Source organism: Campylobacter coli, assembly GCF_009730395.1.
Classification (GTDB): Bacteria; Campylobacterota; Campylobacteria; order Campylobacterales; family Campylobacteraceae; genus Campylobacter_D; species Campylobacter_D coli.
The window spans coordinates 791,432-805,784 of sequence record NZ_CP046317.1 but is presented as its reverse complement, the minus strand read 5'-3'; the positions used below and the strand labels follow the sequence as shown (position 1 = coordinate 805,784).

Genomic DNA, 14,353 nt, shown 5'->3' with positions numbered 1-14,353 from the left:
CGATGAGCCAATTTACCCATCTTCATTTGCATACAGAATATTCTTTACTTGATGGAGCCAATAAGCTTAAGGAATTAGCTAAAACCCTTAAAGAGCAGGGTGCTACAAGTGTAGCCATGACAGATCATGGTAATATGTTTGGAGCAATTGATTTTTATCAGACTATGCGTTCTGAGGGATTAAAACCCATCATAGGTCTTGAAGCGTATTTGCATAATCATGAAGATATTTCAGATAAAAGCTCGCGTCAAAGATTTCATCTTTGCTTATATGCAAAAAATGAGGTTGGTTATCAAAATTTAATGTATCTAAGTTCTCAAAGCTATATCAAGGGTTTGTATTATTATCCACGCATCAATAAAAAGCTTTTGGAAGAGCATAGCGAAGGGCTTATCTGTTCTTCGGCTTGCTTGCAAGGTGAGGTAAATTGGCATTTAAATATTCATAGTGAAAGAAATGTTCGTTTTGGAGCCAAGGGTTATGAAGCGGCTAAGGAAGCGGCTTTATGGTATAAAAAAGTTTTTGGCGATGATTTTTATTTTGAAATTATGCGTCATGGTATAGGAGATCAAAGAGCCATAGACGATGATATTATAAGACTCTCAAAAGAATTGAATATTAAAATTATTGCTACAAATGATACCCATTATACTTTTAAGGAAAGAGCGGCTGCCCATGAAGTATTTATGTGTATTGCTATGGGCAAAAAGCTGAATGATCCTGATCGTTTACGCCATAGTGTTCATGAATTTTATGTCAAATCTCCAGCGCAAATGAGCGAGCTTTTTGCTGATATACCTGAAGCTATTGAAAATACTCAAGAAATTGCTAATAAATGTAATTTAGAGCTAAATTTAGGAAATCCCACTCCGCCAAATTTTAAATTCACAAGAGAATATGCAAAAGAATATAATATAAGCTTACCCGAAGAGGGTAAAGAATTTAGTTTTGATAATGATGATGTGGTTTTTGATGAGCTTTGCAAAAAAGGACTTGAGGAAAGGCTAAAATTCGTTGATATAAGCAAGCATGAAGAATATAAAACAAGGCTCGAAGTCGAAATCAATATCATAAAAAAAATGAAATTTTCAGGCTATATGCTAATCGTTCATGATTTTATCAAAGTGGCTAAAGATAAAGGAATTCCTGTAGGTCCTGGAAGGGGTTCAGCTGCGGGTAGTTTGGTCGCTTATTCTTTGAAAATCACGGATTTAGATCCTATTCCTTATAGTTTGCTTTTTGAGCGTTTTTTAAATCCAGAACGCGTATCGATGCCCGATATTGATGTGGATTTTTGTCAAGATAGACGCGCAGAAGTGATTGATTATGTGATTGATAAATACGGAGCCGATAAGGTTGCACAGGTTATTACTTTTGGTAAGCTTTTGGCTCGTGGAGTGATTCGTGATGTGGCAAGGGTTTGTGATATGAGTATTCCTGATGCAGATGAACTTGCCAAGCTTATACCTGAAGAACTTAAAATCACTCTTGATGCAGCTTACGAAAAAGAACCAAAGATTAAAGAATTTATAGAGCGTCACCCAAAGGGTCCTGAAGTTTGGGAGTATGCTAAGGCTCTTGAAGGACTCAATAGAAATGCAGGTATGCACGCAGCAGGTGTTGTGATTTCTAATGAAAGTTTATGGAAAAAAACTCCTCTTTTTAGACAGAGTAAAAACGATGAAAGACATTTAGTTACACAATACTCTAAAGATCATTTAGAGGATGTAGACTTAATCAAATTTGATTTCTTGGGTTTAAAAACCTTAACTTTGATCAACAATGCTATTAAACTCATTAAAAAGCGTTACAATAAAGACATAATCTGGGAAGCTATCGATGTAAACGATGCTAAAGTTTATAAAACCATACAGAGTGGGAATACCTTAGGAATATTTCAAATAGAATCAGGCGGAATGCAAAACTTAAATGCAAGATTAAAGCCTGAGCGTTTTGAAGATATTATCGCGGTTCTTGCTCTTTATCGCCCAGGTCCTATGGAATCAGGAATGCTTGATGATTTTATAGATAGGAAACATGGGCTTAAAAAGATAGAATATCCATTTGATACTCTTGAAAGTGTATTAGAGCCTACATACGGGATTATTGTCTATCAAGAGCAAGTTATGCAAATTGTTCAGATTATAGGAGGATTTTCACTAGGTGGTGCTGATGTGGTGCGCCGCGCTATGGGCAAAAAAGATCCTGAAAAAATGAAAAAATTAAAAAGTGAATTTGCTGATGGTGCTGAAAAGCAGGGTTATGATAGAGTAAAAGCCGAAGAGCTTTGGGAATTGATTGTTAAATTTGCAGGATATGGTTTTAACAAATCTCACTCTGCGGCTTATGCCTTGATCACTTTTCAAACAGCGTACTTAAAAACCTACTATCCTAGTGAATTTATGGCAGCATTGCTAACAAGTGAAGAAAATAATGTCGATAAAATCGCTGTTTATATCGATGAAATGAAAAAAATGAATATCAAACTTCTTCCACCTTCTGTTAATAAAGCCATACGCGAATTTAGTGCAGTAGAGCAAGAAGATGGTAAAGATGCTATTGTTTATGGACTTGGAGCTATTAAAAGTGTGGGAATTCCTGCAGTTGAAAATTTACTCGAAGCAAGAGAGCGAGGCGAATTTAAAAATATTGATGATTTTTTAAGCAGGATAGAGCCTACAAAGATCAACAAAAGAACCCTAGAAAGTCTTATCAAAGCGGGTGCTTTTGATGAATTTGGCTATACGAGAAAGTGCTTGTTTGATAATATGGACAATTTAACCGAAGGCTCTAAAAAAATGGCCGATGCAAGAAAAAATGCAGCAAGTTCTCTTTTTGGAGAAGATGAATTAACTGTTGGTTTGCAAGTTAATATAGTGGCTAAGAATGAAGAATTTGAGGTTATGGAAAAACTTGAATTTGAAAAAGAGATTTTGGGAATTTATGTTTCAGGACACCCACTCGATCGTTTTTATGATAAATTTAAGGAAATAGATTATGTAAAAAGTATAGATTTTTCAACACTTAAAGGCAGTGGAGAAATTTTAAGCATAGGAAAGATTGAAAGCTTTAAATCTATGATGAGTAAAAATAATAAGCGTTATGGCAGGCTTGAGATATTGGATTTTTATTCTACTTTTGAAGTGACGGTTTTTGAGTCTAATATAGAAGAGATTGAAAATATTTTAAAAAATGAAGCCTCTAAAAATGAGGCTTATGGATTTTTATTAAGCTATAAAGCAGAGGAGGGCAAATTAGATAGCTTGGCTTTAAGATCAATTAAAACTCTAGAGGGGCTTCAAGAAGGAGAGATTAAGGCGGTAAAAAAATTTAACGCCAAGAAAAATACTCAAGAAAATAAAGATTTTATAGCAGAGCCTAAAGAATTTGAAAACAATATTATAGAACTTGATCTTTCAAGATTAAATCGAGAGCTTGTTTATGAAATTCACGAAATAGCAAGAAGTGCACATAATCCAAATAAAAAAGGCAATAAAAAGCTTGTCTTAAAGATCGTTAGCACTGGTTCTTGCTTGCTTTATCATACTGATTTTGTTATTTCTGATAGTGTTAGTGAAAAAATTATCAATAAATATGCAGGGTAAAGGATTAGGGGAGATTTTATTTTAAATTTTTAAATAAAATACTTCCAAGCCTTACCATATTAGATCCACACTTAATGGCGATTTCAAAGTCATTACTCATCCCCATGGAGCAAATTTTAGCTCCGTGTTTTTGAAGTTTTTCATAGATTTTATAGGTTGTTTCAAAACTTTTTTCAATTTCTCTTTGATCTTCGCTGTGTGAACCTATGCTCATAACTCCACAAAGATTTAAATTAGGACATTCTTCTTGAATTTGTAAATATTCTTCTATAGCTTGATCCGGATTAAGTCCGCTTTTGCTGAGTTCATTGGCACTATTGATTTCTAGTAAGGTATCTAGTTTATAATTTAGTCTTTTATCCATGGCTTTTGCTATTTTTAATCCATTACAAGAATGCCAGAGTATTGGTTTTTGCTTGATTAAAAGATTGATTTTATTGCTTTGTAGCGTTCCTATAAAATGCCATTTTATATTTAAATCTTTTTTATCAAGAATTTCTTTTTTTTGTACTAGGGCTTGAACTTGATTTTCTCCAAATTCTGTAATTCCTTGAGTAAAAAGTTTTTCGATAATATTTGCATCAACATATTTGCTTGCTGCTACAAGACGGATATTTTTGGTTTTTTCTAAAATTTGTTCTAAAGTCATTTTTATAAAAAGAGAAGCCCTAGATTAGGGCTTTTATCATTGTAATAAGCTAGCAATTTTGCTTTGAAGTTGCATGTTAGATTGTGCAGCGACGAAAGCAGCTGCATTTTCTTTTAGGTAATTGCTATTAAAATCATTGACATTTTTTGCCATATCATTATTCAGCAAATTATTTTCAGCTGCTTTAGTATTGATGCTATTTTGCACACTAGCATTGATATTAGAAGTGATGGCATTGATACTCGATCCTATTTCACTTCTTAAAGCACCAAGTTGATCCATAAAATTTGTAATACTGTCTTGATTATCTATGCTAAGACCACTAGTTGTCAATGGATTTAAATTGGTCGTTTCAGTTCCACTTCCTACTACAAAATTCATAGTTTGGAATACATTTTTTCCATTATAGGTAGCATTATTAAAAGAATCATTGATGGACTCTTGTATGCGTGTTACTTCTGTTCTTAGCATGCTTTTTTGAGAATCACTTAATGCTGCATTATTCATCTTTACGGAGAGTTCATTAAGTCTATCAGCACTTTGAGAAATATTTGTCAGGCTTGCATCTGCAATTTGTAAAACACCAATAGCATCATAGGCATTTGCGATACCTTGATCTATAGTGCTTGATTGAGATCTTAAAGAATCAGCAATAGCTAAATTAGCACTATCAATCCCACTTATCGCACGGACAGCTGCAATGTTTTCTAAAGCTTTTTCACTAGCTTTTTGAGCATTATTTAAATAATAATTTTGTTGCATCATGCTTGCATCAGAGATCATCATAGCCTACTCCTCCTTATAAATTTTTATTGGATTTTAGCATTTTTTTGCTATTTTAAAGCTTAAGAAATATAGAAAAACTTGCATTAATAAAATAATTTTTATAACCACTTCGCTTGCATTATGTATACTAAGAAATTCTTGGCTTTTTGTAGCTTGTTCGCCCAAATTTTGAAGTTCAATAATGGTATTTGTAAAATACAAAACAAACACTAAGCTCAAAATTAAAATGAGTATAGTAAGCATTAATTTTGAGAATTTAATCTGAAATTTCATATCTTCTTTTGCAAAAGAATAGATTTCAAATAATAAATTAATAATAGAAACAAAAATTAACAAATATCCCATTTTAATGAAAATTTGAGTCATCATTAAGCCACTTTGAAAATGACTTAAAACTCCCTCGCCTATAAGGTTAGCTGGGTAAAAAATTACTGGTGCAACAACTATGCCAAGTATAAGCTCTATGCCAATCATAGCTGCAAGTAAAAATAGATTGATTGCTTTCAATTTTTCTCCTTAATTTTTTAACTTATCATATCATACAAAGCTTATTTTTTAGCAAATTGAGCGACAAAAGCACGATCATATCCTTGTTCATCTTGAAAAAATTCAGCTTGAAAATTTTTTTGATATAAAATTTGTTTTAAAATTACTTTTTGATCATAGCCAAATTCGCATGCTAAAAATTTAACCTTTCTTTCAAAGGAGAAAGTTATAATTTCTTCTAAAATTTCATATCCTTTTTCTCCTCCAAATAGGGCTTCTTTTGGTTCGTTTTGTACCCAAAGATCTATGGGGTATGAATTTTGGATATAGGGAGGATTTGAAAAAATAAAATCATAATTTTCTTTTATTTGTTTAAAATCACAAAGTTTAAAGTCGATTAAATGTTCAACTTTGTGTAATTTAGCATTTTCTAAGGCTAATTGTAAAGCTTTGGGGTTGATATCACAAGCTGTAATTTTTATTCCCAATTCTTTAGCTAAAACTATACTTAAAATTCCGCTTCCAAAGCCTATTTCTAATATATTTTGAAAATTATTATTTTTGCAAATTTTAAGAACTTGTGAAAGTAAAATTTCGCTATCATAGCGTGGGATTAAAACCCCTTTTTTTACTTTAAATTCCAAGCCCCAAAAATCTGCTTTTTCAAAGATGTATTCAAAAGGTTCCCCTGATTGAAAGCGTTTGATAAGTTCAAAATAGGGCTTGGAATCAAATTCTAGATCTTGATTTAAAAAAATCCAAGTCCTATCTTTTTTTAGATATTCACAAAGTATAAATAAGGCTTCATTTTCGTGTTTTTCAAGTCTAGTTTTAGCTTCTATAAGAGCGTTTTTTATGGTCAAGAAAGAGCCTTGATTCTATCACTAATGCTTGGATGACTAAGATAAAAAAAGGTATAAATCTTGCTTGTTTTAATAAAAGCTTTATTTTCTCTTGCTAGAGCTAAGAGTGCATTCTTCATATCTTCTTTGCTTGTAACTTTAGCTCCGTGTTGATCTGCTGCAAATTCATTTTTTCTACTTAAGGCATTTATTAAAGGAGAGATGATAAAACTAAAAATATTTGCAAATATAAACAAAAGAGCAAAAACACCCCCATTAACTCCTTCTAGATGGCTTTCTTGATATACAAAATCAGGCAAATGGGCAAAAATAAAGAAAAGTAAAAACATAGTGATTGCCCCATTGATTAGGGCTTTTATTATATCTTTGTGAACAAAATGTCCAAGTTCGTGCCCTAAAACTGCTAGAAGCTCTCTTTCGCTTAAGGCTTTTAAAAGTGTGTCAAAAAGCACCACTCTTTTGCTTTTAAAAAGCCCACCAAAATAAGCATTTAAACGCTTATCTCTTTTACTAGCATCAATCACATAAACCCCATTCGCATTAAAGCCACATTGTTTCATTAGATCATTGATTTTACTTAGCAAATTTTCATCTTCTAATTTTTCCATTTTGTTAAATATAGGAGCGATTAGAGTAGGATAAATAACATTTATGATCACTATCACACAAAAAGCAAAAATAAAGGCCGCAAGCCACCAAAAAGTACCAAAAAAATCATAGCAAAAAAGTAGGGCATAAAGGATTAAAAATCCAAAAATCAAAGTTAAAATAAGGCTTTTTATAGTGTCTTTGATAAAAAGTTTTAAAGTCATATTTGAAAAACCATGAGCCTTATCTTTAACAAAGCTTTCATAAATGCTTAGAGGCAAATTTAAAATACTTGTGATAATTAAAAAAGCAAGTAAAAATAGAGTATTTTCAAGGCGAGAGTTTTCGCTGATTAATAGTTCTTTTAAGTAAAGAAATCCAAAACCTATCCATGCGATATTAACAATCAGCATATAAAAATTTGAAAAAAGCTTGAATTTTTCATTTTCTATAGCAATATCGGCTGCGTTTTGATAGTCTTTTTCGCTTAAAATTTGAGCTTGTTTGTCTTTTTCTCTTTCTAAGAAACGAATTTGAGCATAGGAAATCCAAGATAAAAGTGCTGTGTAAAGACATAAAATTGCAATTAAAGTCATTTATTTTTTCCTTGATTTATTTTTTGCGAATTCTAGCTTAAAATAATGAAATAAAGTTAATAGTTTAAAATCTAAAATAATATTCTTTTCAACTAAGTTGGTGTATATTTATAAAAAAGGATTAAAGAATGTTTTTTAAGAAAAAGATTTCACAAAAGCAAAAAGAAAAGCCTAAAATTCCAATCAATGATGTGATTTTAGATGACAGGCTTTGTAAGTTTAAAAATAAAGTACAAAAGATAAGCAAAGATGAAGCTTCGGCAAGTCTGCTTGCTAGACAATTAAGCAGACTTGTTAGGGCTAATAAATTTTAATTTTGACATTTTTTCTTAGGTCTAAAAACTTGAATTACTTCATCATTTCCCTCTATACAAGCTCCACCTATTAAATCAATACAATAAGGTATTGCAGGAAATACAGGCTCTAGACATTCTGCTATGGCTTTAGGATTGCCAGGTAGATTGATGATAAAAGATTTATTGCGAATTCCTGCACTCTGTCTTGAAAGTATAGCTGTTGGGACATATTTTAAACTTTCTAAGCGCATAAGTTCTCCAAAACCTGGCATCATTTTATCACACACGGCTTCCGTGGCTTCTGGGGTTACATCACGAAGTGCTGGACCTGTACCTCCGCTTGTAACAATCAAATCGCATTTTTTTTCATCTGCTAGATAAAGTAATTTTTTAATGATCAAATCATAATCATCAGGGATTAATTCTTTATGATAAATAATATCATTTTTTATATATGAATTTAACACTCTTTCAATTTCAGCAGTGGCTTTATCTTCGTATATACCACTACTTGCTCTATCGCTTAGGGTTAAAATTCCTATGTTTATTATATCCATTGTTTCTCCTTAATAAATTTTTATAACCATCCTTTTTTCTTGAAAACAACCAAAGGTAAAATGATAGAAATTACCATCACGCCAAGCACTATGGGATAAGCATAGTGAAGTTCAAGTTCGGGCATGAATTTAAAATTCATACCATAAACAGTTCCTATTAAAGTAGGTGGCATCATGGCAACAGTTGCAACGGTGAAAATTTTAATGATTTTGTTTTGTTCTATGTTGATTTGGCTGGCTAAAATGGTTTGGATATTATCTAAGATATTAAGTTGCGAAACGCTAAATTCAACCAAAGAATTTAAGTCTTTTAAAACTATAGTGAGATTTTGTTTTATATCTTTATCGATTTTATCGCTTTTTAGCAAAGAAGTCATAGCGCGACGCTTATCAAACAAAGAATCTCTTACGCGCATATTAAGCTCTTGCAAACTTGAAATATCCTTTAGCATTTCATCATAACTATATTCATCTTTTTTTTCTAAAACACTTGTTCTTAAGCGTCTTGCTTCTTTATCTATCCATTCTAGTAAATCCGCATCTTTTTCAACGCGTACTTCAAACATTTTATCAATAATATCAAAACCATCTTCAAAATTCTTCGGACTAGCTAAAATCCTTGCTTGAATTTCTTCAAAAGTGCTAAATTCGTTATATCTTATAGTAAATAAGATATTTTTAGCGGTAGCAAAAGTAACAATTTCTGTGCGAAGCTTGATTAAATTCCTATCTTCTTCATCACTTTTAAGATCTCTTACTAAAAAATGAGCATTGATGGTTATTGTCGCATTATCTTCCCAATATTTTGCGCTAAGTTCTATTTCTTCCCTTTCTTCTTTTGTAGGAAACTCAAGATTAAATTCACTTGATATAAAAGCAATTTCTGCTACACTTGGATGAAGTAAATCAATCCATAAAATATTTTGTGGTAGTTCTTGACTATCGAGATTAAAATTGATTCTTTGAACTAAAGCATTTTGAGTTTTGATATAAATATAAAGCATGATCGCTCCTTGTTTATGACTTTAAAATTATAACCTTGTTTGCTTAAAAATTAACTTGTTTCTAAAATGTTTCTAAAACTCATTAAATTTCCAAAATATTTTTTGAAAGGAAAAAAATGAGTAAGAAATTTTTCTTAAGTTTAGGTCTTGTTGCTTTATTGTTTTCAAATTCACAAGCTATTGATGAGAATTTGATTAAAGCTGCGCAAGCAGAAGGTAGGGTAAATTCTTTAGCTATGCCTGATACTTGGGCAAATTGGAAGGATACTTGGGCAGATCTTAAAAATCTTTATGGCATAGAACATAGCGATACAGATATGAGTTCAGCTCAAGAAATTGCTAAATTTAAAGCCGAAAAGAAAAATGCAAGCGGTGATATAGGGGATGTAGGGGCTTCTTTTGGAGAGATAGCGGTTAAACAAGGAGTAGCTCAGCCTTTTAAGACAAGTTACTGGGATCAAATTCCAACTTGGGCTAAAGATAAAGATGGAAATTGGCTTTTAGCTTATACAGGAACCATAGCTTTTATAGTCAATAAAGATGTAGTAAAAGATATACCTAAAACTTGGCAAGATTTGCTTAAGGGAAATTATAAAATTACCGTAGGTGATGTAAGTGTAGCGGCTCAAGCTGTGAGTGCAGTTTTGGCAGCTAATTATGCCTTAGGTGGGGATGAAAAAGATTTAAGTCCTGCTTTAGCTTTTTTTAATACTTTAGCCAAACAAGGAAGACTTGTAAATAATGATGTAAGTATAGCCAATCTTGAAAAAGGTGAAGTTGAAGTGGGTTTAGTTTGGGATTTTAATGGTTTAGGCTATAGAGATAAAGTGGGCAAAGATCGTTATGAAGTTTTAATCCCTGCTGATGGTAGTGTTATTTCGGGTTATACAACTATTATCAATAAATACGCAAAACATCCAAATGCGGCTAAATTAGCCCGTGAGTTTATACTTTCTGATAAAGGACAAATCAATCTAGCAAAAGGTTATGCAAGGCCAATAAGAATTGATCATATTACCTTGCCAGATGATATAAAAGCTAAACTTTTACCAAGTGAGCAATACAAAAATGCAAGAGCAATCAAAGATCAAAAAGCTTGGGAAAAAAGCGCTAAAGAATTGCCACAACTTTGGCAAGAAAAAGTTATAGTGGATATGAAATAAAGGAGATTGGATGAAAAAGGTTATTTTAACAAGTGCTATGCTTTGCAGTGTTTTATTTGGAGTTCAAGAGTATGAGGCCAATTTAGCAGGGCATATTATCATAGATTCTAAAAGTACAGTAAAACCTCCTAAGGATGCTCCTGATTTTTTTAAAACTTATGGGAAATTTGCAAATATCACTAGAGAAGAAAAAATTGGAACTTTTAAATCTAAGGGAAACAGGGAGACAGATTTTTATTTACCTTTTAAAAATCAACCTATACAAGGACATAGTGGGATAAAATATATTCCAAAAAAAGATGTTTTTTGGGTAATTAGCGATAATGGCTTGGGTAAAAAGTATAATTCTTATGATGCCATGCTTTATGCTCACGAGTTTAAATTTGATTTTAAAAATTCAAAATACGAACTTTTAAAAACAGTTTTTTTTAAAGATAGTGATAAAAAATACCCCTATCCTATAACCACCGAAACAACCAAAGAAAGGTATTTAAGTGGGGTTGATTTTGATACTGAGAGTATACAGGTTATCAATGATGAATTTTATATAGGTGATGAATTTGGTCCTTATTTGCTTCATTTTGATAAGAATGGGAATTTAAAAGAAGTTTTTGATGTGTATGTGGAGGGTAAAAAACTTATTTCTCCTGATAATCCAAGTTTAAAATTTAGCGATAAGCCTGATGGAGAAAATGAGAAATTTAATATCAAGCGTTCTAAAGGCTTTGAAGCTATGGCAAGCTCTAAAGATGGTTCTAAACTTTATTTGCTTTTAGAAGGAAGCATTTATAATAACAACGCTTATGAGAATGAAAAAGGCAAAGAATATCTAAGAATCATAGAATTTGATGTAAAAAATAAAAAATTCACCGGAAAAACTTATAAATATTTCTTAGAAGATAAAAGCCATTCCATAGGTGATTTTAATATGATAGATGATAAATACGGCATCATCATAGAAAGAGATCAAAAAGAAGGCACTAAAGATAAGGTTTGCAAAGAAGGTGAAGATACTAAGCATTGTTTTAATAATGTAGCCCAATTTAAAAGAATTTACAAGGTTAAATTAGATGATAAAACCCATGAAGCTCAAAAAATTTCTTATATAGATCTTTTAAATATTAAGGATAGAAATAAAATTTCTAAAAAGCCTTTGGTAAATGATAAATTTGTTTTTCCTTTTGAAACCATAGAAGGTGTGGATATAGTAGATGACTCTCATATAGTCGTAGAAAATGACAATAACTTTCCTTATTCTTCAAGTAGAGAACCTAATAAAACTGATGATAATGAATTTATTTTACTTGAAGTAAAAGATTTTTTAAAGAGCAAATGATGTCCAAAGTTATTTTAGTTGTGCTTGATGGCTTAAATTGTAAAAGTGCTAGTATAAATATGGGATATTTAAATGCGCTTTGCAAAGAGAATTTAGGCAAATTTTATTCTTTAGAATGCGAACTTCCTAGCATGTCTCGTCCTTTATACGAGTGCTTATTAACAGGCGTAAAGCCTGTTTTAAGTGGGATAATTAATAATAAATTGAGTTTTTCAAAACAAACAAGCATTTTTGACCTTTGCAAAGAACAAGGCTTAAAAGCTGGAGGCGCAGCTTATCATTGGGTTTTTGAGCTTTATAATAAAAAAGAATTTATTCCTTCTTTACATCGCCACATAGAAGATGAAAATTTAACTTTACCTTATGGACATTTTTATTATGAAGATGATTATTTAGATTCTCATTTATTTGCAGATGGGGAGCATTTAAGAAACAAATATAATCTAGATTTTACTTTTATACATTCTATGAATATAGATGATGCAGGACATAAATTTGGCTCACACTCTATTGAGTATGCTAATAAAACCAAAAAAGTTGATATTTTGATTTCTGAGTATTTGCCTACTTGGTTAGAACAAGGTATTAATGTAATCATCACAAGCGATCATGGTATGACAGAGGGTAAAAGTCATGGAGGCTTAAGTGAAGATGAAATTTTAGTGCCTTTTTTCACTTTTGGTAGTGCTTTTTCGTATGAAAATGCCAAGATAAAACAGGATGAAATTTGTGGCAGTATCTGTGAAATTTTAGGACTTAAACACGATAAGAGATATAATGATGAAATTTTAAAGGCCAAAAAATGAAAGAAAAATTTCTAGCATTTTTAAGTATTTTACCTTTTTTTATAGTTTTTACTTTTTTTATGATAGCACCTTTGATTTGGATTGTTTTTAATGCTTTTTATGTAGAAGAGGATGAAATTTATTCTTTAGCCAATTTTATACATATTTTTGAGTCCAAATTCTATCTACAAAGCATTATAAATTCTTTACAAATCAGTTTTATTTCTAGTATTTTTGGACTTTTAATAGGGCTTTTGGCGAGCTATTCTTTATTTGTTTTAGCTCCATCAAAAATATGTAAATTTCTTTTTTCTTTAAATACCATGATAAGTAATTTTTCAGGAGTTCCTTTAGCTTTTGCTTTCATTATAGTTCTTGGAAGCAATGGTGTAGTTAATGTGTTTTTGAAAAATTTAGGCATAGAGCCTTTTGTTAGTGTTTATGCTAATTTCGGGGTAAATATTGTTTATGTGTATTTTCAAATTCCTTTGGCAATCTTGCTTTTGCTTCCAGCTTTTAAAAGTCTTGAAAATTCACATTTAAATGCTTGTAAAATGTTAGGTGGAGGCAATTTTTTATATTGGTTAAAAATAGCTTTGCCTTTGCTCGCTCCTGCTTTGTTTGGTGTTTTTGTGATTTTATTTGCCAATGCTTTTGGAGCTTATGCGACTATTTATGCTTTAAGTTCGGGAAATTTTAATGTCGCTCCTGTAAGAATCGCTGCTTTAATCGCAGGCGATATCAATCTTGATCCTTATATGGCTAGTGCTTTAAGTATCATTATAACTATTATCATGCTTGTTGTTACCTTTATAGCCAATTTCCTTTCTAAAAAATATCATTTTAAGGTGCTTTAAATGAATGAAAATTTGAGTTTAAAAGCTAAAATTTATCATTATGCAGTTTTGTTTTTGGTTTTTTTGTTTTTAGCTTTGCCTTTAATGGCTACTTTTTTATATTCTATTTCCACTTCTTGGGGTGTAAGTGTTTTGCCTGATGATCTTACGCTTAAATGGTATCAAGAACTTTTTCATGACGAAAGATTTTTACTTGCTCTTTGGCATTCTTTGCTTGTTTGTGTGGGCAGTATTTTACTTTCTGTGATTCTTGTTTTTCCTTTGGTTTTTGTGCTAAATTATTATTTTTTAAAATTAAAAGCCTTTGTAAATATACTTATTATCATGCCTTTTGCTGTACCTCCTATAGTTAGCTGTGTGGGGCTTTTGCAACTTTATGCTGACAATATAGGAGGCACAGCTTGGATACTCATTTTTACTTATTTTACTATAGCTTTGCCTTTTATATATAGGGCTTTAGATAATGCTATGTCTAATGTCAATTTAAATGAACTCATCGCATCTAATGCTATGCTTGGAGGTTCTTTAATGGGAGCGATTTTTAAGCTTGTCTTGCCTAATTTAAGAAATGGAATTTTGGTGGCAGTTTTTTTAAGTTTTTCTTTTTTAATAGGCGAATTTTTATACGCAAATATTCTTGTAGGAAGTGCTTATGAGACTTTGCAAGTTTATCTTTATAATATCAAAAATCAAAGTGGGCATTATTCTAGTGCTTTGGTAATAGTTTATTTTGTGTTAATTTTTATAACAACTTTTATAGCTAGTTTGATTAAGGAGTAAAA

Annotated in this window: 14 protein-coding genes; 7 read left to right on the top strand and 7 right to left on the bottom strand. The window is 31.3% G+C overall.

Annotation, left to right across the window (positions count from 1 at the left end):
* Nucleotides 1-2 precede the first annotated feature (2 nt).
* Entirely contained in the window at nt 3-3,605 is a 3,603-nt protein-coding gene (dnaE, locus tag FOC43_RS04030) for a DNA polymerase III subunit alpha (RefSeq protein WP_004284975.1), read from the top strand.
* A 16-nt stretch (nt 3,606-3,621) separates the two neighbouring features.
* On the opposite strand, the gene FOC43_RS04025 is transcribed toward dnaE, so the two are convergent.
* Genes FOC43_RS04025 through FOC43_RS04005 form a run of 5 tightly spaced genes read right to left on the bottom strand, consistent with a single transcriptional unit; the run spans nt 3,622 to nt 7,573 of the window.
* Complete coding sequence (locus tag FOC43_RS04025; RefSeq protein WP_002776529.1) at nt 3,622-4,254, bottom strand: YggS family pyridoxal phosphate-dependent enzyme; 633 nt, start codon at nt 4,252-4,254, stop codon at nt 3,622-3,624.
* Between the two features lie 36 nt (nt 4,255-4,290).
* Nucleotides 4,291-5,040, bottom strand: coding sequence for a flagellin C (flaC, locus tag FOC43_RS04020; RefSeq protein ID WP_004284976.1), 750 nt, complete (start codon nt 5,038-5,040; stop codon nt 4,291-4,293).
* Nucleotides 5,041-5,073: 33 nt separating this feature from the next.
* A complete protein-coding gene (locus tag FOC43_RS04015) occupies nt 5,074-5,547 on the bottom strand; it encodes a DUF4149 domain-containing protein (protein ID WP_002787413.1) in 474 nt (157 codons plus the stop codon).
* A 41-nt stretch (nt 5,548-5,588) separates the two neighbouring features.
* The gene (locus FOC43_RS04010) at nt 5,589-6,389 is read right to left on the bottom strand and encodes a HemK/PrmC family methyltransferase (protein ID WP_002781824.1); all 801 of its coding nucleotides are present in this window, start codon (nt 6,387-6,389) and stop codon (nt 5,589-5,591) included.
* Nucleotides 6,386-7,573 (bottom strand): M48 family metallopeptidase, encoded by a 1,188-nt coding sequence (locus tag FOC43_RS04005; RefSeq protein ID WP_002781822.1) that lies wholly within the window; start codon nt 7,571-7,573, stop codon nt 6,386-6,388. The genes FOC43_RS04010 and FOC43_RS04005 overlap by 4 nt, the downstream gene beginning before the upstream one ends.
* A 128-nt stretch (nt 7,574-7,701) precedes the next feature.
* On the opposite strand from FOC43_RS04005, the gene FOC43_RS04000 reads away from it, so the two are divergent.
* Entirely contained in the window at nt 7,702-7,887 is a 186-nt protein-coding gene (locus FOC43_RS04000) for a hypothetical protein (RefSeq protein WP_002776553.1), read from the top strand.
* Here FOC43_RS04000 and mog read toward each other — a convergent pair.
* Nucleotides 7,884-8,426 (bottom strand): molybdopterin adenylyltransferase, encoded by a 543-nt coding sequence (mog, locus tag FOC43_RS03995; protein WP_002776555.1) that lies wholly within the window; start codon nt 8,424-8,426, stop codon nt 7,884-7,886. The two genes, FOC43_RS04000 and mog, sit on opposite strands and share 4 nt — an antisense overlap.
* A 20-nt stretch (nt 8,427-8,446) precedes the next feature.
* Entirely contained in the window at nt 8,447-9,430 is a 984-nt protein-coding gene (gene corA, locus FOC43_RS03990) for a magnesium/cobalt transporter CorA (RefSeq protein ID WP_002776558.1), read from the bottom strand.
* 116 nt (nt 9,431-9,546) lie between these two features.
* Here corA and FOC43_RS03985 point away from each other — a divergent pair, with 116 nt between their 5' ends.
* The 5 genes from FOC43_RS03985 to FOC43_RS03965 are packed head-to-tail and all read left to right on the top strand — an operon-like array spanning nt 9,547 to nt 14,351.
* The gene (locus FOC43_RS03985) at nt 9,547-10,593 is read left to right on the top strand and encodes an ABC transporter substrate-binding protein (RefSeq protein ID WP_002776559.1); all 1,047 of its coding nucleotides are present in this window, start codon (nt 9,547-9,549) and stop codon (nt 10,591-10,593) included.
* Between the two features lie 10 nt (nt 10,594-10,603).
* Entirely contained in the window at nt 10,604-11,929 is a 1,326-nt protein-coding gene (locus tag FOC43_RS03980) for an esterase-like activity of phytase family protein (protein WP_002776560.1), read from the top strand.
* A complete protein-coding gene (locus FOC43_RS03975; RefSeq protein ID WP_004284977.1) occupies nt 11,926-12,735 on the top strand; it encodes an alkaline phosphatase family protein in 810 nt (269 codons plus the stop codon). The genes FOC43_RS03980 and FOC43_RS03975 overlap by 4 nt, the downstream gene beginning before the upstream one ends.
* Entirely contained in the window at nt 12,732-13,571 is an 840-nt protein-coding gene (locus FOC43_RS03970; RefSeq protein ID WP_002787417.1) for an ABC transporter permease, read from the top strand. Before FOC43_RS03975 ends, FOC43_RS03970 begins: the two co-directional genes overlap by 4 nt.
* Nucleotides 13,572-14,351: an ABC transporter permease gene (locus tag FOC43_RS03965; RefSeq protein ID WP_002781812.1), complete on the top strand. Its 780-nt coding sequence runs from the start codon at nt 13,572-13,574 to the stop codon at nt 14,349-14,351.
* Nucleotides 14,352-14,353: the final 2 nt, after the last annotated feature.

Coding starts and splice junctions, on each gene's coding strand:
- FOC43_RS03965 (WP_002781812.1), top strand. CDS start 13,572: ATGAATGAAAATTTGAGTTTAAAAGCTAAAATTTATCATTATGCAGTT.
- flaC (WP_004284976.1), bottom strand. CDS start 5,040: ATGATGATCTCTGATGCAAGCATGATGCAACAAAATTATTATTTAAAT.
- mog (WP_002776555.1), bottom strand. CDS start 8,426: ATGGATATAATAAACATAGGAATTTTAACCCTAAGCGATAGAGCAAGT.
- corA (WP_002776558.1), bottom strand. CDS start 9,430: ATGCTTTATATTTATATCAAAACTCAAAATGCTTTAGTTCAAAGAATC.
- FOC43_RS04025 (WP_002776529.1), bottom strand. CDS start 4,254: ATGACTTTAGAACAAATTTTAGAAAAAACCAAAAATATCCGTCTTGTA.
- FOC43_RS03970 (WP_002787417.1), top strand. CDS start 12,732: ATGAAAGAAAAATTTCTAGCATTTTTAAGTATTTTACCTTTTTTTATA.
- FOC43_RS03975 (WP_004284977.1), top strand. CDS start 11,926: ATGATGTCCAAAGTTATTTTAGTTGTGCTTGATGGCTTAAATTGTAAA.
- FOC43_RS04000 (WP_002776553.1), top strand. CDS start 7,702: ATGTTTTTTAAGAAAAAGATTTCACAAAAGCAAAAAGAAAAGCCTAAA.
- FOC43_RS03985 (WP_002776559.1), top strand. CDS start 9,547: ATGAGTAAGAAATTTTTCTTAAGTTTAGGTCTTGTTGCTTTATTGTTT.
- FOC43_RS03980 (WP_002776560.1), top strand. CDS start 10,604: ATGAAAAAGGTTATTTTAACAAGTGCTATGCTTTGCAGTGTTTTATTT.
- FOC43_RS04005 (WP_002781822.1), bottom strand. CDS start 7,573: ATGACTTTAATTGCAATTTTATGTCTTTACACAGCACTTTTATCTTGG.
- dnaE (WP_004284975.1), top strand. CDS start 3: ATGAGCCAATTTACCCATCTTCATTTGCATACAGAATATTCTTTACTT.